This is a genomic window from Brenneria roseae subsp. roseae (assembly GCF_003115845.1).
GTDB lineage: Bacteria > Pseudomonadota > Gammaproteobacteria > Enterobacterales > Enterobacteriaceae > Brenneria > Brenneria roseae.
The window spans coordinates 74,733-94,193 of the sequence record NZ_KZ819036.1 but is presented as its reverse complement, the minus strand read 5'-3'; the positions used below and the strand labels follow the sequence as shown (position 1 = coordinate 94,193).

Sequence of the window (19,461 nt, the reverse complement as noted above, 5' to 3'; positions counted from 1 at the left end):
TTGGGTATAGGTTCCCGAAAGCAGGAAGATAACTGATGACATCGCTGTATTGGCAGACTGAAGGTAGAGGAAAAACGGAACTTGTGTTGCTGCACGGCTGGGGGCTGAATGCCCGGGTGTGGCATTGCATTTCAGCGCAACTGGCGCCGCATTTTCGTCTGCATCTGGTAGACCTGCCCGGCTATGGAAGAAGTCAGGGATTTGGGCCTTTGTCGCTGGAGGCGATGGCGGACATTGTGCTGGCGCAGGCGCCGAAACGAGCCATCTGGCTTGGATGGTCACTCGGCGGGCTGGTCGCCAGTCAGGCGGCGTTAAGCGCGCCGCAGCGGGTAGCGGGTCTGGTGACGGTGGCGTCTTCCCCTTGTTTTAGCGCACAGGGCGACTGGCCGGGGATCAAGTCGGAGGTGCTGCATGGGTTTCAGCAGCAGCTCAGCGATGATTTTCAACGTACGGTCGAACGTTTTCTGGCTTTGCAAACGTTGGGTACGGACAGCGCCCGACAGGATGCCCGATTACTAAAAAGCGTGGTGCTGGAACAACCGATGCCGTCCGTCGAGGTGCTGAATGGCGGGTTGGATATTCTGCGTCAGGTCGACTTGCGTCAACCTCTGGCCTCGCTGACGCTGCCGTTTCTGCGGCTGTATGGCGCTCTGGATGGGCTGGTGCCGCGCAAAGCGGCTGGTTTGCTGGATGAACGGTGGCCGAATACCTCATCGTTAGTGATCCCCAAAGCGGCGCATGCGCCGTTTATTTCACACCCCGAGGCGTTTGTCGCAGCGGTCGCGGCGTTTTCAAAACGGACGATGGCAGTCTGACGGTTTCGTCTGGGAAGAAAATGAGCTGGTCGGTGGGTTACCGGATGCTCTTGTTATATAATGTTATACTAAACATGCAGACATATCATGGACACGTCGCCGCAAAGCGAGCGGTGGAATAGCAAGTTGCCTGGTTAAAGAAGGATAGTCAATATCGTGGCGAAACTGGATACCGACAGTGCATTGCCCCTGTATAAGCAGTTAGAACAAATGATTAAATCGGCAATTTTGAATGGTGAGTTTAAAGCGGGGCAGAAAATCCCCACTGAGCTGGAACTGAGCCAGAATTATCAGGTGAGCCGTATTACCGTCCGCAAAGCGTTGGAGTCCTTAACGCGAGATAATCTACTCACGCGTATTTCCGGCAAGGGGACCTTTGTATCTGCGGAGAAATTTCAACGCGACATGTCCGGGATTGTCAGCTTTTCCGAGCTTTGCCGTTCGCAGGGACGTAAACCGGGTGCCAGAACGATTAAATCCGTTATTGAAACGCCAGCGAAGGACGTACAGGAGGCGCTGGAACTGTCCGAAGGCGAACGTATTATTGTGCTGGAGCGTATTCGCTACGCTGATGATGTTCCGGTATCACTGGAAATAGCGCGTTTCCCCGAGGCATTTTCCTTCTTATTGACAGAGGATCTTAATCAGCAGTCGCTGTATCAGATCCTGAAGGACAACTATGACATCTATTTTACCCGTTCCGCCAAGGTTATTGAGCTGATATATGCGAGCTATGATGTTGCACATTACCTGTCTGTTCCTACGGGTTATCCGCTAATTTCCATTACCAGCCGGATTATTGATAACCACGGCAAGACTTCCTGTTTGTCCACGCAGCTTATTGTGGGAGATAAAATTCGTTTCTTTGTCTAACCCATGACGCTGTCTCACCCACTGTTCCTCTTCGCTAATACTTACCGCCTCCAGGAGGTTGATGACAAACCTCCGAACACTACCGTCATCCTCGCGAATGCGAGGATCTTCCTTAATGTAACGCATTGATATCATGATAATTCTTGCCTGCTCAGGAATGACGGATTTGGGTTTGGTGTTATGAATTACCACGTTGTCAGCAGTCTGTACCGCCTCCGGCGTTTTTGCGCGCGCTATCGTCAGACTGCGAATTAACACCATGTCGTTAACGAGAGAAAAGTGATCTGCTCCATAGTTTTTTTGCATGTCATAAATGACGCATTGAATGATATGTATTGTAATGTTATATATAATTCATAGTTCATTTTAATACATTTTATTTTCGGGTATGAACTGAGTATCCAAGCACAAACGCTATCGAGAGGAATCATGAGCATAAAAGAGATCGTTACCAACATTATTGCGGACAGGGCAGACATTGGAGGTATTAAGCATGTTTACTATGCGGCTTGTGGCGGCTCCTATGCAGCGTTTTATCCGGTGAAAAGCTTTTTGGAAACTGAAAGCAAGGGTATTTCTGTCGGACTGTACAACAGCAGTGAATTCGTCAATAACCCACCCGCCGCGCTTGGCGAGAATGCGGTACTGGTGGTCGCATCACATAAAGGAAATACGCCGGAAACGATTAAAGCTGCCGCGTTGGCACAGAGCCGGGGCGTTCCTGTTATTGGCTTGACCTGGTTAACGGATTCACCGCTGGTTGAGTTTTGCGATCATGTTGTCACCTACAGCTTTGGTGACAACAAAGATATTGCTGAAGAAAAAACCATAAAGGCGTTGTTAACCGGGGTTGAAATTCTTAACCAAACGGAAGGTTATGCCAACTATGATAAATTCCTGGATGCTGCCGGCAAGATTGACAAACTTGTTAAGCAAGCCTGCATTCATGTCGAAAAACGCGCGCTGGCTTTTGCCGAAGAATATAAAAATGATCCGGTGATTTATACCATGGGCAGTGGCGCAAGTTATGGCTCAGCTTATCTGCAAAGCATTTGTATTTTTATGGAGATGCAATGGATTCATTCTGCCTGTATTCATAGCGGAGAGTTCTTTCATGGGCCATTTGAAATTACTGATGCCAATACGCCGTTCTTTATTCAACTTTCTGAAGGGAAAACCAGAACACTTGATGAACGCGCACTGACATTCCTTAAACAATACGGCAAACGTGTTGAAGTTATTGATGCGAAAGAGTTAGGTATTTCCACCCTTGATGCTTCAGTTGTAGATTATTTTAACCATTCTTTATTTAATAATGTTTATCCGGTTTATAATCGTGCGCTGGCGACTCTCCGTCAACATCCTCTGACAACACGACGTTATATGTGGAAAGTGAATTACTAATAAATCCTGGACGTTATTTTTTATAGCAAATCTATACTCTAAATAATTCAAGTTTCAGGAAGGCGGCAAGCAGCAGCCCCCTGGACCGCGTAATGGCGCAGCCAATGCATATGCAACTTGAAGTATGATGAGTATACGTCAGCAGGGACGCTGTTTCTTCTTGAACAGGTGAGTAACTATCGTCTGGATAAAATAGAATCTCGTTATTTACCATAAAAATATGGCGGGGAAATAAATGAAACACAGGGTCATTGGCATTGGCGATAATGTCGTTGATAAATATTTACATACTGGGCTGATGTATCCCGGCGGTAATGCATTGAATTTTTCCATTTATGCAAAGCAACTGGGATTAGACAGTGCATTTATGGGCGTATTTGGTGATGACGAACCCGCCAGACATGTACAGGATACGCTACACCATCTTGGTGTCGATACGCAGCGGTGCCGCCGCTATTCTGGTGAAAACGGCTATGCCTGCATTGATCTGATCGAGGGTGAAAGGACATTTATCCAAAGCAACAAAGGCGGCGTACTGCGCGAGCATCCGTTGGTATTGGAATCTACCGATCTGGATTATATTACGGGTTTTGATTTGGTGCATGTTAGCTTGAATAGCTATCTGGAAAGCCAACTGGCAGTAATTAAAAAACAAAATGTCCCCTTATCATTCGATTTCTCTATGCGGGGTACGGATGATTACTTCAGGCAAGTCTGTCCCTTTATTGATTATGGTTTTGTTTCCTGTGGTCATTTATCAGAAGAAGCAACAAAAAATAAATTAAAAATGTTGTTTGAGTATGGTTGTAGCACGGTTATTGCAACCCGCGGTCATGAGGGTGTCTATTATTATGATGGCGGTGAGGTTGTTTTTTATAACCCTGAGTATATAAAGCCAATCGATACGCTTGGCGCCGGTGATTCGTTTCTTACAGGGTTTTTAGTTTCTTTTTTATTCTCTGATAATAATCAGATCGAATCATTAAGCAATCTATCTGATAAACATAAAAGAGAATATGTATTAATGGCGATAGAAAAAGGAAATCAATTGGCGGGGCAAACATTACGACACTATGGTGCGTTCGGATACGGTAAGCCTTTCAATAGCAGTCAATAAGCCGATAGCTATTTGCTGGCTGTGACTGTACCGGGGATTAACTTTGACATTATTAAAATAAAAGTTGGGGTGATATATGTTTTGGACAGAATTGTGCTTCATTATATTAGCTCTAATGTACGGCGCCAGAATCGGTGGTGTCTTTCTGGGAATGATTGGTGGCCTTGGTGTAGGCGTTCTGGTCTTCTTATTCCATTTATCGCCATCTTCGCCGCCTGTCGATGTTATGCTGATTATTCTTTCTGTCGTGCTGGCGGCATCATCACTACAGGCGGCTGGCGGGTTGGATTTTCTTGTTTCTATTGCTGAACGGCTACTCAGGCGACATCCAAAATACATTACGATACTCGCGCCGTTTGTCTCTTATCTTTTTACGTTCATGTCCGGAACCGGTCATGTTGTCTACAGCCTGTTGCCTGTGATTTCGGAAGTTGCCCGTGACTCAGGGATTCGGCCGGAGCGTCCATTATCTATTTCGGTTATTGCATCACAGCAGGCGATTACGGCTTGCCCGATTTCTGCGGCAATGGCTGCGATGATTGGTTTCATGATGCCGTTAGATATCAGTATTTCCTCCATCATGCTGGTGTGTGTCCCTTCAACCTTGATCGGGGTAGCTGCGGGTGCCCTGTCGACCTTATCCATGGGAAAAGAACTGGCGGACGATCCGGAATATCAGCGTCGGGTAAGGGAAGGACTGATTCAGGGCGCGGAGCAAAGAAAAGCGCGTGCGCCAGCAACCTGGCGGGTGAAACTGTCTGTCTTGCTGTTTTTGCTGGGCGCGATGGTGATTGTGCTGCTCGGCGTTTTCCCATCCTTGCGGCCGCTGGTTGAAACAGCAAAAGGCCCACAGCTGTTATCCATGTCTTATACGATCCAGATAACCATGTTGTCATTCGCCTGTTTGATTGTTTTATTTTGCCGTCCGTCAATTGAACAAATTCTGAGTGGAACGGTGTTCAAGGCCGGCGCGTTGGCGATTGTTTGTGCTTTTGGTCTGGCGTGGATGAGCGATACTTTTGTCAGCGGACACTTGCCCTTCATTAAGGCCGGTGTGCAATCCGTCTTACAGGAACATACCTGGCTGATCGCGGTAATGATGTTTTTTGTCTCTGCTATGGTCAGTAGTCAGGCGGCAACAACCATGATCTTATTACCGCTGGGGATAGCGCTTGGTCTGCCTGCTTATGCGCTGATTGGTGCCTGGCCTGCGGTGAACGGCTATTTCTTTATTCCTGTCGCGGGTCAGTGTTTAGCGGCGCTGGCATTTGATACCACGGGTACGACGCATATCGGGAAATATGTGTTGAATCATAGTTTTATGCGTCCTGGTGTGATAAGCGTCGTGGTATCGGTGGTCGTGGGGTTGATGATTGCGAAGATGGTGTTGTAGTCCGCCATCCGTCAATGTGCTGAATGGCGGGTTAAATATCCTGCGAACTATCTGTGTCACTTTAATTTTCATTAAAGTGACACCCTCTAAGTTATTCAAGGTTTAGTGAAGTACATTGAAATACCCTGCCCACCACCAATACACATGCTAATCATGGCATCTTTTTTGTCTGAGCGTTGTAGCTCATAGGCGACTTTAACGGCCAGGACTGCGCCAGTGGCGCCAATGGGATGTCCGATAGAGATCCCCCCACCGTAGATATTTACTTTGCTGGGATCCAACCCTAAATCTCGTTGGACGGCAAAGGCTTGTGAGGCGAATGCTTCGTTAATTTCAAACATATCGATGGATTTCAAATCTAGATTTAACTTTCTGGCCAGCTTTTCACTGGATAATTTGGGTGCATATCCCATTACTTCACCACGATTACCGGCGATAACGTAGCCTTTTATTGTCAATAAGGGCTTACAGCCTAATTCCTTTGCTTTCTCTCTGGACATAAGAACGAGTGCGGCGGCGGCATCATTTAATGTTGAAGAATTTCCCGCCGTTACCGTTCCCCCTTTCTTAAATGCAGGAGATAGTTTTTGTAATCTTTCATAAGATGTGTCAGGTCTTGGACCTTCATCCGTAACAAATAAAGTGGTATTGCCTTTTCTATCTTTTAATTCAACAGGCACTATTTCATCAACAAATTTTTTATCATTAATAGCTTTTACTGCACGTCGTTGACTTTCCAGTGCATAGCGGTCCTGTTGTTCTCTCGTTACATTATATTTTTCCGCGACATTCTCTGCGGTTGTACCATTGTGATAGGGGCCTAAGGGCCAGGTTAAAATATCAATGACACCATCTTCGAATACCTTATGCCCTATCTTTGTCCCCCACCGGGCATCTTTAATATAGTAAGGTAATTGAGATAAGTTTTCCGCACCACCCGCGACGACAATATCGGATTGCTCGGTTTGAATTTCCATAACAGCATCCACTAATGCCTGTAGTCCTGAACCACATTGACGATTAACCGAATAGGCTGTTGTTTCATCGGGCAAGCCGGCGGAAAGGCTAATCGCTCTGGCGACAAAACCATTCTCGGCGATTTGGCCGACTTGTCCAATAATGACTTCATCAACATTTTCTGGTTTAATATTCGCTCGTTGAATCGCCTCTTTTACAACCAGAGCGCCCAGTTCAATTGCTGGTATATCTTTTAAACTGCCGCCAAACGTACCGATTGCAGTTCTTGCTGCGCTCACAATAACGACCTCTTTTAATTCAGACATATCTTTTTCTCTCTGATCATGAGTTGTAATGGTAAAAACCGATGCCGGACTTCCGTCCCAGATGACCCGCTTTCACCATATTTTCCAGAATCGGGCAGGGGCGATACTTACTGTCTTTGAAACCGGTATATAAACCTGTCATGGTTGCCAACATGACATCAATTCCGACAAAGTCACAGAGTTCCAATGGCCCCATCGGATGATTTGCACCCAGTTTCATCGCGGTATCGACATCTTCCGGTTTACAACCTTCCATAATTAAAAATGCAGCTTCATTCATTAGCGGAACTAAAATACGATTGACTATAAAACCTGGCAGTTCAGGGCAATCAACATATTCTTTTCCGATCGCAACAGCGAATGCTTTGAGCTTTTCATAGGTATCATCGCTAGTGGCAATACCGCGAATAAGTTCAACCAGTGTCATGACAGGTGCAGGATAAAAGAAGTGGATACCCATTACTTTGTCCGGCCTTTGTGTTGTGCTGGCGATTTCAGAAATGCTGAGACCTGATGTATTGGAAACAATAATAGTATCTTGATCCGCTATTTTATCAATTTTTGAAAATATTTCCTTTTTTAACTCTATTTTTTCAGGGACTGCTTCTATAATAATTTCAGCGCCTTTTACGTCATTAAAATCATAGCTATAAATTAGTCTGGAAAAAATATCATTCTTCTCTTTTTCTGTAATTTTACCTTTAGCTATTTTTCTATCGAGAACTTTTTCTATTGATGTTTTTGCTTTAACTAACGTCCCTGAATATATATCAATATTGACAACGCTGAATCCGGCTTGGGCGCATGTTTGGGCGATGCCGCTACCCATTAGTCCTGCGCCAATTACCGCTATTTTCCTGGTCATATAAATATTCCTCTATCATTTATGAAATAAGGTTTTTTAAACCAAAGATATTTTCTCTATTGAATAAATCCTTATTCATTGTTTGCAACGTTGGGCTAATAATGGGTTTAAAGTCCATTTGAGATAAAATATGCGTGTTCAAATCAATGCCTGGTGCTATCTCAATCAGTTCTACGCCGTGCTCAACCAGTTTGAAGACACAGCGTTCAGTGACGATAATGACTTCCTGATTTTTTTGTCGGGCAATTTTTCCGTTAAAAGATATTTGTGCAACATGATTCAGCATTTTTTTAACTTTACCTTCTTCGAGAATAATTAATTTATCATCCTCAAATTGGTATTTTGCGCCATTAGCGGTAAAGGTGCCGCAGAAGACGATTTTTTTTGCATTCTGTGTAATATCAATAAAGCCACCGGCTCCAGTACAGCGGGTTCCCATCTTCGTTGAATTTACATTTCCTTCTTTATCTAATTCCCCTAATCCCATAAAGGTAATATCAACGCCGGCGCCATTGTAATAATCCATCTGTTCCTGATGAGTAATCATGGCAACCAAATTTTGCCCGATACCAAAGTCGATCCCTCCGGCAGGATTACCACCATAGATACCAGATTCGACCGTGATCATAATATCGTCATTAATTCCTTCTTCATTACAAATTCGACCAACCATATCGTTAGGGATGCCTGTCCCGACATTCAATACATTACCCTTTTTTAATTCCATTGCAGCACGGCGGGCAATAAATTTTCTTTCATTAAATGGAGCCAGGGTTGTATGGCTGGCAGGGACTTTTAATTGGCCAGAATAGGAGGGGTCAAAAAACCAGGAAGAAGTTTGGCGGTGGTCTTCCTGAGGAGTATCACATACGACAATTGCATCAATAAAAACACCGGGTACGGTTACATCCTTGGGATTTAATGTCCCGTTTTCTGCCACTTGTTTTACCTGGGCAATAACTTTACCGCCATAACGCTTTGCTGCCAGGACTGCCGGCAGTATCTCCAATTTCATAGCTTCTTCAGTTGTAGTCAAATTTCCCATTTCGTCACAGGTCGTTCCCCGGATAATGACCACATCGAGCGGGATTGCTTTATAAAAAAGATATTCTTCATCATCATAAGTGATGATATCGATAATATTTTCTAATGGCCTGGTCCTTTCATTCATTTTCCCGCCTTCATCGCGTGGGTCAATGAATGTTCCTAAACCGACTTTGGACATTTTCCCCGGCAGACCGCAGGCCATGCTACGATAAAGCTGGGCAATTTGCCCTTGTGGAAGGCAATATGCCTCAACCTGTGAATTCGCGATCATATCCATCCACTTGGGTTGCAATCCCCAGTGTGAACCTATAATCCGCTTTACCAGTCCTTCATAAGCCAGGTGCTGTATGCCACGAGAGCGGTCGCTCTGCCCACATGAATGTAGCAAAGTAATATTTTGAGGATGTCCTGTTGTTTTAAAACGAGACTCAATCTGTTTAAGAATAGATTCACTGGCGCCAACTAATGTCATCGCGATTGTACATAATGTGTCACCATCTTGAATCATTTCCGCAGCATCCTGTGCGGTGATAAAATTTGCTTTCAACATGTTTATCTATCCTTCTTCGTGATAATATTTTCAGTCAAATACGATATTGATAGTTATAAAAATTATTATTTCTTTGAAAATATCTCTTTTATTTTTTTCTTATCAACTTTTAACCCTAATGTTTTAGGTATTTCATCGCTGAAAATGATTTTTTCTGGAATTTTGAAAGTTGCCAGGGATTTTTTAAGACGGGACTTTATTTCTTCTACACTAATCTTATATGATGTTTTAAGTACTATTATTGCGGCGGCAACCTCGCCATAAACTTCATCAGGAATACCTACCACGGCACAGTCTTTTATTCCTTCAAGCAGCAGTAGTTCCTGTTCTACATCATTAGTCCAGATTTTTTCGCCACCGCGATTGATCATGTTCTTTTTTCTATCAACAACATAGATATAATTATCTTCATTGGAATACCCCATGTCACCGGTATTCAACCAGAACTCATTATCAATTAGAGATGAATCTAACTGATAGTATTCTTCACATACCACGCTGCCTCTTAGCCAGATTTCGCCTATTTGGTTATGTGGTAATTCAAGACCTGCTTCATCCAGGATTTTAACTTCAATACCTGGAATCGGTTTCCCTGATGCTGTAGCATAAATACTGGTGGGTGTGTCATTAGGAAAAATAAAAGCTGGCGATGATGTTTCAGTCATGCCATAAATAACAATAAATTTAGTATGAGGGAGCCATTGATGAAACGCTTGTTGTTGTGCCGATGGTGTATAGCTGCTACCACAGCCAAGGGTTCTCAGGCTTTTAAGGTTATAATTTTCATCTTTAAAATCAAGTAGCTTTGAAAATACAGTGGGCGAACCATGCATGAAAGTGATTTCGTTTCTATCAATACATTCTAAAATTCTTTTTGCATCATAGTATCGGTATAAATGGATCTCGCCTCCAACATAAACAAATAAGCCGAGAAGCGCGACTAACCCTGTGATGTGATAAATTGGAATAGGGATAATGGTTTTATCTTCTGGCGTAATGTCCAAAATACGCTGATAGGTAATTATTGCATGAATAACATTGTAATTTCTAAGAACAACGCCCTTGGATTGCGATGTTGTTCCTGAGGTAAACATAATAATGATTTCATCGTTTGAATCTCCAGCAGAATCTGAGTCGCTATTGTTCAATACAATGTCTTTTATGTAATGTCTAAAACCAACACCGTCTTTTTCACCTTCAGATATTACGCGTTTATCTTTATTGATTAATTGTTGGAAATAATGATTAAAATCTTCATTTATGATAAGTATATCAAGATTTGATTTATCAACTAATGCCGTAAGCTCTGTTTCTCGGTATTTAGTGGGAAGGGGAACAGCGATGGCACCTAATTTTGCTATGGCATAAAAAGCAATACAAAACTCAATGCTATTATATAGTAAAATACCAACATGGGAACCCTGATGGATTTTTTTATCTTTTTGCAAATATAGAGAAAATTTGTCAACTGACGCTAAGAAATTGACATAAGAATAGGTACGCCCCCAGTTATCGTAAAATGCAATCTTGTCAGGTGTGCGAGATACAGTATTAACAAGGGTTTCGTAGAAATTCTTTGGCATATTCAAGTAAGTAAAAAGATTACGGTTATGGATTTTCCTAATTCCCATGTCTCGCAGAATAGTATTATTCCACAAATCTTTACCATTAATCATAGGTATCTCCCCGTTATTATATTAATATGGTAGGTCGAGGGTCTATAAATGTAAAAACAAAAAATTGCACTAAGCTAGTGATAATTAAATTCACAATATAATTGGTGCTTATTAGATTGGGTTTTATAAATGAGAATGTCACCCTGATTAATAAATTAATCAGGGTGACATTCTCACATTGATAGGCTATGCGACTTTTACTATCATTCTGATAAAATTGCCAATATATATTATAACTAACGTGATAGCCGCGTATTACTCTTCTTCCCCAAATCCCGATGCAAAAAGCGCTTTTATTTCACCCATGGCATCTTGTTCGTCATCCCCATCACAAACAACTTCAAGCGTTGAACCACCACTGATACCAGCCGATAGTATGCCAACAATACCTTTTACTTTAATGATCTTATCTTTATAGACGAGCTCAATTTTTGATTGGTATCTGCGTGACAGTTTTGCCAGTATTGTTGCCGGCCTGGCATGTAACCCGTTTTTATTTCTAACCGTTATTTTTTCTTTCAGCATATATAATCAACCCTATTTAAAAAATAAAAATGAAAACATTTGGTATTAATGATTTTTTTAGAAGCAAATCTATTTTGCGTTATAGTAAATATTGATTATGTCTTCTTTCGTTAGTTCTTTGAAAAATTTCCCGATGCTGCCATTTCCTGTAGCCACTGCATTTCCAGCCATATGCTTAATTTCAGTATCGGTAGGATAAACGCCCAACTCTGAAAGCGTTACAGGCATGCCGATTTTTTTACACCATTCATCCCATGCTTCAATACCTAATAATGCCGTTTCTTCTAAATCATGGTAATTGGGAAGAATTCCAAATACGTTGGTAGCGAATTGAGCGAAACGAGGAATATCTGTTTTGTAAACATAGCGGGACCAGGTTGACCATATAGCGGTAAGGCTAGCCCCGTGAATAACATCATAAACCGCACTCAGCTCTTGTGCGATTTTATGCGCCGGAAAATCCGATTCTCTGCCAGTCCCCGTCAATCCGTTATGAGATATGCTGCCAGCCCATGCTAAATTAGCTCTAGCATTGTAATCATCCGGTTTTTTTAATACCTTTTCGACTTCATTCTTTACCGTTACCAGTAAACCTTCAGAAATTCTGTCGGTTAGTTCGACATTTTTCGTCCTGGTAAAGTAACGTTCCATCGTGTGGAACATGATATCAGCTCCACCGCTTGCAGTATGGTAAGTCGGAACAGAATACGTTAATTCGGGATTTATGATTGCAAATAGAGGCCGGGCACAGTCATGGTTATATGAACGTTTAAAACTTTCACCGAGAGAATTTGTGATCGTAACCACCGTTGAGTTGCTGGTTTCAGACCCCGTTGCTGCAATAGTTGAAATGCAACCGATAGGTGCAATGCTGCTGGTTGTTGCTTTGCCTAAAAATAGATCTTCTAAATTGAAATCATTAACTAATCCATATGCAATTGCTTTGGATGAGTCAATGGCACTGCCGCCGCCAATGGCAAGAATGAAATCAACGCCTTCAGCTTTACATAATTCCACACCTTTTTGCGCTAATGCTAACCTGGGGTTAGGCACAACGCCATCAAAATCAATATACTCAATACCATATGCCGCCAGGCTTTCATGAACCCGATCAAGAACTCCATTTTCATACAAAAAAATACCACCAAAGTGAATGAGTACTTTTTTGAATCCTCGAGCATGAATTTCTGCTCCTACATTAGATTCGGAGTTCTTTCCAAAAATGACCTTTGTTGGATTATGGTATTCAAAATTTATCATTTTTTACCTCATGTCATTAACGGCTACTTTGTGTCGTTTTTCAAATTATAGATTAACTCGGCAAGATAAAAATTGAATAAATTTCACTAATATAGTGATTTCGTATACGCATAGTATTTTGAAACGTAATTTTTTAGCATTGAATAGCGTAATAATAAAAGAGTAGGGTTGTGAAGGTTTTTTTTTGATAAGTTGATCACAGTTATTGATTAAATATCTTATTATTTATTTTTTTAAATTTCTTTTTCCGAAAAATACATGCAATAAATACATATAGTTACATTAATAAAACACTAATCATTTCACTTACTCTTGCACTATGTTAATGCAATTTATTAATTTGTTAGGGTTTGCCCCCCTTGATAGGATGAAAGTATAGAGAAAATAGTTTTATCAAAAATTCGAGGTGGAGGTTAGATATGGATTTAGTATCCATGATTGACGAGCGATTGGTGAAGTTTGATTTTCACGTATTAGATAAGAATGATGCTATATCCAAGATAGGGCAGTTAATGTTTGAAGCTGGAAAGATTACTGATAAGGATGTGTATGTAAACGGTGTTTTTGAGCGAGAAAAAGAACATTCCACCGGAATTGGTATGGGGATAGCTATTCCTCATTGTAAAAGCGATTGTGTGAGAGAAGTAGCCTTTACCTTAATTAAATTATGCGATTCTATAGAGTGGGATGCGTTTGATGATCAACGGGTAGAATACATAATTATGTTAGCCGCTCCTAATACCTCCGACAACCTACATTTAAAAATGCTATCGCAATTGGCAGTTTGTTTAACTGATGATGATTTTAGAAAAAGTTTATTAAATTCAAAGTCAGTCGATGAAGTAAAACAATGTTTAAATAATTATAGATGAGGGAATATATGTATATTGTCTGTGTAACGAGTTGTCCAGTAGGTATTGCGCATACCTATATGGCGGCAGCTAATTTGAAAAAAGCTGCTGAACAAGCCGGATTGGAAATAAAAGTCGAAACCCAGGGTGCACAAGGTATTGAAAATGAAATCATTATAGATGATATCAATCGTGCAAACGCTTGTATTATCGCCAGTGATGTCCGAATTCGTAATGCCGATAGATTTGAAGACTTACCTACATTGAACGTGGGTGTCAGTGAAGCTGTGCGTCATCCTGAGGCGGTTATTAAAGAGTTAATGGAGGCATTAGCATAATGGCTGAAATTAAACGCAAAACCTCGAATAAGAAAAGTCAACTGTCCTTTATCAAAGACTCTTTAATGACGGGTATTTCCTACATGATACCCATTATCGTCGGAGGGGCAATATTACAGGCGATAGCAAAAGCAATGGGAGGATATGATATTGGCTCCCATATGGACCAGGTTGACTCGTTGGCAAAGGTTATTTTTCTGATTGGCACGGCATTAATGAATTTTACTGTTCCGGCGATTGCTGGTTTCACCGCTTATGCCATGGGAGACAAACCAGCCCTGGCTCCAGGCCTGGCAATGGGAACATTGGCATTAAATCTAAGCACTGGGTTTGTTGGTGGTTTAGTCGGCGGTATTATTGCTGGCTATTTAACGTTGGCGATTAAAAAAATCAACGTACCTAAAGTATTACAAGGGGTTATGCCAATATTGGTTATTCCCGTATTTGTAACGCTGATTGCTGGATTGTTAATGTATTATGTTTTTGGCACGCCTATTGCCATTTTTATGAAAGCGTTAACTGAATTGCTGACTTCATTAAATGGCGGCTCTCGATTTGTTCTTGGTGCCGTTATTGGTGCGATGATGTGCTGTGATAATGGCGGCCCAGTAAATAAAACCGCAGCAACGTTCGTTAATGCTTTGAATGCCAGTGGTTTTTTTATTCCAACTTCAGCAAAAATGTGCTCAGGTATGACATCGCCGTTGGGTATCGGCTTGGCTACCTTCCTGGGCGGCAAAAAGAAATTTACTGATGCGGAGAGAGAACAAGGGAAAACATTATTTATTCTTTCAAGCTGTTATATCCAGGAAGGTGTTATTCCGTTCCAAATTAATGACCCATTACGAGTCACGCTGTGTTGTATGATTGGTGGCGCCATCACTGGTGGATTATGTATGACATTTGGTATTGAGTCTCCCGCGGTGCATGGAGGCGCATTTGTTATTCCAATGTTATCTAACCCGCTATTATTTATTGGCTTATGGGCATTGGGCGGCATTATTACCGGGGTGCTTTATGCCATAGTGAGAAGGCCATTAACCGTTGGAGAGTAAAAAACTTGCTAATGATTGAGGGTAACAGAACGATGTTACTCTCAAAACCGAAAGTGAATCATAGAAAATAAACATTTTTCTATATTCAATAACGATTGGATTTTGAGGGGATATTATGTACGTTTCAATGAAAGACATGCTTCTTCATGCGCACAAAAATATGTATGCGGTTATGGCGGTGAATTGTATTAATATGGAGCAAGTAAAAGCGTGTATCGAGAGTGCAGAAGAAGAGTGTTCTCCAATTATTATTAATATTTCACCACGGCAGATGAAAGCTCACGGTCATGGTTACATCATGGCTCCTATGATAAAAAACTTAGCAGAAAAAGCTAATGTACCAATTGCATTCAATTTGGATCACGGGGCGAACTATGAAGATATTGCCGCTGCGATCCAATATGGATTCTCAAGTGTTATGATTGACGCCTCTTCTTACGATTTTGAAGAAAACGTAAGAAGAACTCAAACCATTGTTGATCTTGCTCACGCCGCCGGAAAATCTGTTGAGGCTGAATTAGGTCACGTTGGCACTACCGCCAATGCTGATGAGTCGCGTGCTGATTTGTATACCGATCATCAGTTGGCTAAAGCGTTTGTTGAGCGTACTCAATGTGATTGTTTAGCGGTGGCAATTGGTACCGCCCATGGTAGTTATCCTAAAGGCGTTACGCCTGTTCTTGATTTTGATAAATTGAAAATTCTAAAAGAAACCTTGAATATTCCGCTGGTATTACACGGCGGTAGTGGTGCTGGTGAAGAGAATATCCGTAAGGTTATTGCGTTAGGTATCAACAAAATTAATGTTTGTACTGATTTGATGAAACACATTACGGCTGTGATGAAAACAACGCTGGCAGAGAATCCTGAAATTGATTATATGGATTTGTGTATTGTGGCGCAAAATTCGATGAAAGTTTTTGTAAAGAATTATATGCGATTGATCGGATCGAGCAACAGATATACCTTTGTCAAACACAGTGGACCAGAGTATGAATAATTGTTAAAAGAATGAAATAAGTGCATATCCAATTATTTGACCTGATATGCAGAAGTTGAAAAACAAGATGTGGATCTTCGCGGATTTTCGGTATTGTTATTATCATGCTCATAGCGGAATGCACGGTGTTCCCTGAGGCCGGAGGATCCACCGCATAGCCGTGAGTATCAGAAAGATTACATCAGTGCCAGGTCATATTAACGATAATTTCTGACAAATATTAACTTCTTAAAACAGGGTGGAGGCTGAAAGTTTGCGTTGATAATCGGAGTGATGGCATTGGCAGATAAAACCGAGACTCGAGCCCGCTAAACTCTGGCCAGGAGAATCAGGCATGAGTCAGTAAATCTCTCGTCGTCAGTCTAAGGTCGGTATAGCGATGCGGCCTGTTTTGTCAAAATCAGAACAATGAAACTCATGCAAGCGGGATGTTTTCATATAGGACTCAATGGAGTTTTATAATTGGACTGAGTTAACGACTGGTTTTTTTGTCACCTTTATTGTTCTGACAGCAGTAAAATTCCGTCAGCTGTTTAAATTTTGGCGTAATAGTTTCTATACGGAAATTTATTCCAGTTTCATTGAATTTTTATATCGTCGTAAAAATTTACAAAGAATGTCCCAAAGCTATTGGCTTAAAAGCCAGTTAGGCGACCATAGAATATGTTTCCAAATGGCTAGATCGCATGATGATAACGATCCGCAAGCCTATATTGTTATTATGTTGTCAAGTGGTGTTTACTTGCTGCAAATTAAAAACTATATTGGTGAAATTATCGGTAAGTCAGCGAATGATTTTAGCCTCATCCGGGCAGATAAAGATAAAGCCACAGGCGAAATTTTAACTCAAGTGAGAAAAATTGAAAACCCAATAAAATTGATGAATGAGTTTTCAGCTAAATGGGAGGCTTTGACGGAAAGGACGTGTGATACACATAAATTAATTGTTTTTAGTGATAAGAGTATCATAAAAATAAAAAGCAGCTTGACTAAAGATGTCGTTATTACTAATAGATTAAAACTGTTTGAATCCATTAAAAATATTCATCAAGAACAGCTGGGAAAGTTAAGCGGTAGTGAGATAGAGGATATATATGCAATGTTTTTGACTAATATAAATGATTTGACATAAAGAGTATCTTTATAAAAAGATAGTTATATGTTTGGTACAATATTAGGAGAGAGAAATGTTACTGCCTCGTGAAAGAAAAATTCTAACTATATTATATGGTAGCCAAAATGCCATGACTACGACTGAGTTAGCTAACTCTCTTCATGTTAGTTCAAGAACAATTAAAGACGATGTTAAAAACTTAAAACTAGAATTACAAAGCGGTAACTGCATGATTGAAAGTAAGACAGGGAAGGGAATATGGTTATCATATAATGAAGAGGGAAGAAAATATCTGGATGACCTGTTGATTAATGACGACATCAAAGCATCTATTTCTCCGGATATTAGAAAATATTACGTTGCTATTCAGTTATTAGATGCTGAAGGATTTATCTCTATGGAGAAAATATCTGAAGCTATATTTGTGAGTAAAAGTACGATTGTTAATGATATAAATAAACTCTCACCATTTTTTAAACAGCAGTCTTTGCGATTAGAAAAAAAAGCAAAATATGGAATTAGATTGTTTGGTAATGAAAGTCAATTAAGAATTACTCGTGCTAATATAATGAGAAAAATTTTATCCCACCAGGGAAACCAGGTTTTAAGTAAGTTACAACCATTCTTTGCTAACATTGATTTATCAGTTATTAACACTATTTTACAAGAGGTTGAGGAGAATTTTAACTTCATCCTTTCAGATGCATCTTATACTGATTTGATGATTCATTTATCAATTATAGTCAGAAGACTACGTAAAGGCGCTATTTGCCCGGTTTCTCAAGAGGAGCTTAAAAGAGATAAAAATCGGGATGAATGGAAGATCTGTGAGTTTTTATCTAAAAGACTAAATGAGTATTTTGGTGTAGAACTGCTTGATGGTGATAAATCTTATATCCTGCTTAATATTACCGGGGCTAAATTATTAGGTGATTCCAAAGTTAATCTTATGGATGACTCCGGTAAATCTGATTTATCCTTTGAAGTATGGGAAGCCATCGTTATAAAAGCGGGTGAAACGTATCTTGAAAATATTAGTGACGATGATACTTTTATTCGGGCTTTATTTGTCCACCTCAAGGCGATGTTTCATCGTATCCAGAATCAGGTTCATTTAGAGAATCCTTTAAAGAATGTTATTAAAGAAGATCTGGTTTATGAATTTGAAGTGGCAACGTATATAGCCAAGTTACTTTATCTGGAGTATAAGATAAATCTGGGCGAAGATGAAATCTGTGATATAGCATTATATTTTGGTGCCAGTTTGGAACGAAAGAAGGCATTGCGTGCGGTGGAAAGACCCTCGGTGACAGTGGTCTGTGGTTCAGGGACAGGAACATCCCAATTTTTCCAGGCGAAATTGAAGAGTATTTTCCCTAATATCATTGTTAATAAAATAATTCCAATATCTCGTATTGATAGTGAATTAGAGCGTTCACAACAAAACTTTGTTATATCAACAGTGCCACTTACTTTGGATAATATTGATGTCTTGCATGTTTCGCCAATGTTGAGTAGTAAAGATATTATATTGATTGAAAATAAGTTACATCCGGATAAAGTTAAATCTTTGATGAAAGATAAAGAATATTATCATTCTTTATTTAGTCAGCTTGCTGAGGGGATCACTATTCTAAAAAGTGATTGTCGCTCAAAAGATGAAGTCATTAATTTACTCGGTCGTCAAATGATTGATCATGGTTATGTTAAAGATACATATATAAATTCAGTCTTTGAACGTGAAAAATTAGCGCCGACATCAATTGGTAATACCTTTGCGATTCCGCATGCTTTTGAAGGAAATGTTTTAAAGCAAGGTATTGGATTGATCACGCTGAAAAAACCCATTGAGTGGGGAAACGATAAGGTACAAATAATTTTAATGTTATCTATTGATATTAGGAATAAAACATCTTTTCAATCGATTTTTGAAGAGTTGGCTTGTATCACAAAGGACTTATCAATTGTAGAGAGTTTACTTGCTGCTGATAATTATCAGGATGTTCAAAGTATATTTAAGCGCTTTATTTAACGCCGCTCAGGTTTGGACTGCGTGTAGATGAGTTGCGGTTACTGAAGTGGAACGGCATCCCTGACGCATATGCCCGCCATACGTTAAGTTGCACGTGTGTTGGTTGCACCCATTACCCGGCCCATCCGTGGCCTCGCCCCAAAGGGACCGCTGCGAGCAGCGTTCAAATCTGCTCCGGCAGATTTGTCACCAGAATCACTTAATTGAATAAGCTCATCGGGATTGAGGAGGGACATCCTGTCTCTCACCGAAGGCCAGCTGTT

17 protein-coding genes are annotated in these 19,461 nt (G+C 40.8%); 11 read left to right on the top strand and 6 right to left on the bottom strand.

The features are described 5' to 3' along the window. Positions 1-35: 35 nt before the first annotated feature. The 5 genes from bioH to DDT52_RS17785 all read left to right on the top strand — a co-directional run bounded on the left by bioH (position 36) and on the right by DDT52_RS17785 (position 5,602). Positions 36-815, top strand: coding sequence for a pimeloyl-ACP methyl ester esterase BioH (bioH, locus tag DDT52_RS17805; protein WP_136157544.1), 780 nt, complete (start codon positions 36-38; stop codon positions 813-815). 153 nt (positions 816-968) lie between these two features. Continuing rightward, positions 969-1,688: a GntR family transcriptional regulator gene (locus DDT52_RS17800; RefSeq protein WP_136157543.1), complete on the top strand. Its 720-nt coding sequence runs from the start codon at positions 969-971 to the stop codon at positions 1,686-1,688. 426 nt (positions 1,689-2,114) lie between these two features. Continuing rightward, positions 2,115-3,092 carry an SIS domain-containing protein gene (locus DDT52_RS17795; protein WP_247595584.1) on the top strand — a complete coding sequence of 326 codons (978 nt, stop codon included), beginning with the start codon at positions 2,115-2,117 and terminating at the stop codon, positions 3,090-3,092. A gap of 235 nt (positions 3,093-3,327) precedes the next feature. After that, the gene (locus tag DDT52_RS17790) at positions 3,328-4,209 is read left to right on the top strand and encodes a fructoselysine 6-kinase (protein ID WP_136157541.1); all 882 of its coding nucleotides are present in this window, start codon (positions 3,328-3,330) and stop codon (positions 4,207-4,209) included. A 76-nt stretch (positions 4,210-4,285) separates the two neighbouring features. Continuing rightward, positions 4,286-5,602 carry an anaerobic C4-dicarboxylate transporter family protein gene (locus tag DDT52_RS17785; protein ID WP_136157540.1) on the top strand — a complete coding sequence of 439 codons (1,317 nt, stop codon included), beginning with the start codon at positions 4,286-4,288 and terminating at the stop codon, positions 5,600-5,602. Positions 5,603-5,697: 95 nt separating this feature from the next. On the opposite strand, the gene DDT52_RS17780 is transcribed toward DDT52_RS17785, so the two are convergent. The 6 genes from DDT52_RS17780 to DDT52_RS17755 all read right to left on the bottom strand — a co-directional run bounded on the left by DDT52_RS17780 (position 5,698) and on the right by DDT52_RS17755 (position 12,808). Next, complete coding sequence (locus DDT52_RS17780) at positions 5,698-6,885, bottom strand: thiolase family protein (RefSeq protein WP_136157539.1); 1,188 nt, start codon at positions 6,883-6,885, stop codon at positions 5,698-5,700. A 16-nt stretch (positions 6,886-6,901) separates the two neighbouring features. Continuing rightward, positions 6,902-7,750, bottom strand: a complete 849-nt coding sequence (locus tag DDT52_RS17775; protein ID WP_136157538.1) for a 3-hydroxyacyl-CoA dehydrogenase family protein — start codon at positions 7,748-7,750, stop codon at positions 6,902-6,904. A gap of 19 nt (positions 7,751-7,769) precedes the next feature. Beyond that, a complete protein-coding gene (locus DDT52_RS17770) occupies positions 7,770-9,344 on the bottom strand; it encodes an acyl CoA:acetate/3-ketoacid CoA transferase (RefSeq protein ID WP_210732741.1) in 1,575 nt (524 codons plus the stop codon). 68 nt (positions 9,345-9,412) lie between these two features. After that, the gene (locus tag DDT52_RS17765) at positions 9,413-11,023 is read right to left on the bottom strand and encodes a class I adenylate-forming enzyme family protein (RefSeq protein WP_136157536.1); all 1,611 of its coding nucleotides are present in this window, start codon (positions 11,021-11,023) and stop codon (positions 9,413-9,415) included. 255 nt (positions 11,024-11,278) lie between these two features. Continuing rightward, positions 11,279-11,548: an HPr family phosphocarrier protein gene (locus DDT52_RS17760; RefSeq protein ID WP_136157535.1), complete on the bottom strand. Its 270-nt coding sequence runs from the start codon at positions 11,546-11,548 to the stop codon at positions 11,279-11,281. 69 nt (positions 11,549-11,617) lie between these two features. Beyond that, positions 11,618-12,808: an iron-containing alcohol dehydrogenase gene (locus DDT52_RS17755; RefSeq protein ID WP_136157534.1), complete on the bottom strand. Its 1,191-nt coding sequence runs from the start codon at positions 12,806-12,808 to the stop codon at positions 11,618-11,620. A gap of 419 nt (positions 12,809-13,227) precedes the next feature. Between DDT52_RS17755 and DDT52_RS17750 the strand changes: the two genes are divergently transcribed. The 6 genes from DDT52_RS17750 (at position 13,228) to DDT52_RS17725 (ending at position 19,198) form a co-directional block, all read left to right on the top strand. Beyond that, entirely contained in the window at positions 13,228-13,680 is a 453-nt protein-coding gene (locus tag DDT52_RS17750; protein ID WP_136157533.1) for a PTS sugar transporter subunit IIA, read from the top strand. 8 nt (positions 13,681-13,688) lie between these two features. Then, positions 13,689-13,997, top strand: coding sequence for a PTS fructose transporter subunit IIB (locus DDT52_RS17745; protein WP_109054755.1), 309 nt, complete (start codon positions 13,689-13,691; stop codon positions 13,995-13,997). Beyond that, complete coding sequence (locus tag DDT52_RS17740) at positions 13,997-15,052, top strand: PTS fructose transporter subunit IIC (protein WP_136157532.1); 1,056 nt, start codon at positions 13,997-13,999, stop codon at positions 15,050-15,052. Before DDT52_RS17745 ends, DDT52_RS17740 begins: the two co-directional genes overlap by 1 nt. A 115-nt stretch (positions 15,053-15,167) precedes the next feature. Next, positions 15,168-16,052 carry a class II fructose-bisphosphate aldolase gene (locus DDT52_RS17735; protein ID WP_136157531.1) on the top strand — a complete coding sequence of 295 codons (885 nt, stop codon included), beginning with the start codon at positions 15,168-15,170 and terminating at the stop codon, positions 16,050-16,052. A 448-nt stretch (positions 16,053-16,500) separates the two neighbouring features. Beyond that, positions 16,501-17,184, top strand: a complete 684-nt coding sequence (locus DDT52_RS17730) for a hypothetical protein (RefSeq protein WP_136157530.1) — start codon at positions 16,501-16,503, stop codon at positions 17,182-17,184. 55 nt (positions 17,185-17,239) lie between these two features. Beyond that, a complete protein-coding gene (locus DDT52_RS17725; RefSeq protein WP_136157529.1) occupies positions 17,240-19,198 on the top strand; it encodes a BglG family transcription antiterminator in 1,959 nt (652 codons plus the stop codon). Positions 19,199-19,461 lie beyond the last annotated feature (263 nt).

Coding starts and splice junctions, on each gene's coding strand:
- DDT52_RS17735 (WP_136157531.1), top strand. CDS start 15,168: ATGTACGTTTCAATGAAAGACATGCTTCTTCATGCGCACAAAAATATG.
- DDT52_RS17775 (WP_136157538.1), bottom strand. CDS start 7,750: ATGACCAGGAAAATAGCGGTAATTGGCGCAGGACTAATGGGTAGCGGC.
- DDT52_RS17780 (WP_136157539.1), bottom strand. CDS start 6,885: ATGTCTGAATTAAAAGAGGTCGTTATTGTGAGCGCAGCAAGAACTGCA.
- DDT52_RS17785 (WP_136157540.1), top strand. CDS start 4,286: ATGTTTTGGACAGAATTGTGCTTCATTATATTAGCTCTAATGTACGGC.
- DDT52_RS17755 (WP_136157534.1), bottom strand. CDS start 12,808: ATGATAAATTTTGAATACCATAATCCAACAAAGGTCATTTTTGGAAAG.
- DDT52_RS17725 (WP_136157529.1), top strand. CDS start 17,240: ATGTTACTGCCTCGTGAAAGAAAAATTCTAACTATATTATATGGTAGC.
- DDT52_RS17760 (WP_136157535.1), bottom strand. CDS start 11,548: ATGCTGAAAGAAAAAATAACGGTTAGAAATAAAAACGGGTTACATGCC.
- DDT52_RS17765 (WP_136157536.1), bottom strand. CDS start 11,023: ATGATTAATGGTAAAGATTTGTGGAATAATACTATTCTGCGAGACATG.
- DDT52_RS17740 (WP_136157532.1), top strand. CDS start 13,997: ATGGCTGAAATTAAACGCAAAACCTCGAATAAGAAAAGTCAACTGTCC.
- bioH (WP_136157544.1), top strand. CDS start 36: ATGACATCGCTGTATTGGCAGACTGAAGGTAGAGGAAAAACGGAACTT.
- DDT52_RS17790 (WP_136157541.1), top strand. CDS start 3,328: ATGAAACACAGGGTCATTGGCATTGGCGATAATGTCGTTGATAAATAT.
- DDT52_RS17745 (WP_109054755.1), top strand. CDS start 13,689: ATGTATATTGTCTGTGTAACGAGTTGTCCAGTAGGTATTGCGCATACC.
- DDT52_RS17750 (WP_136157533.1), top strand. CDS start 13,228: ATGGATTTAGTATCCATGATTGACGAGCGATTGGTGAAGTTTGATTTT.
- DDT52_RS17730 (WP_136157530.1), top strand. CDS start 16,501: ATGGAGTTTTATAATTGGACTGAGTTAACGACTGGTTTTTTTGTCACC.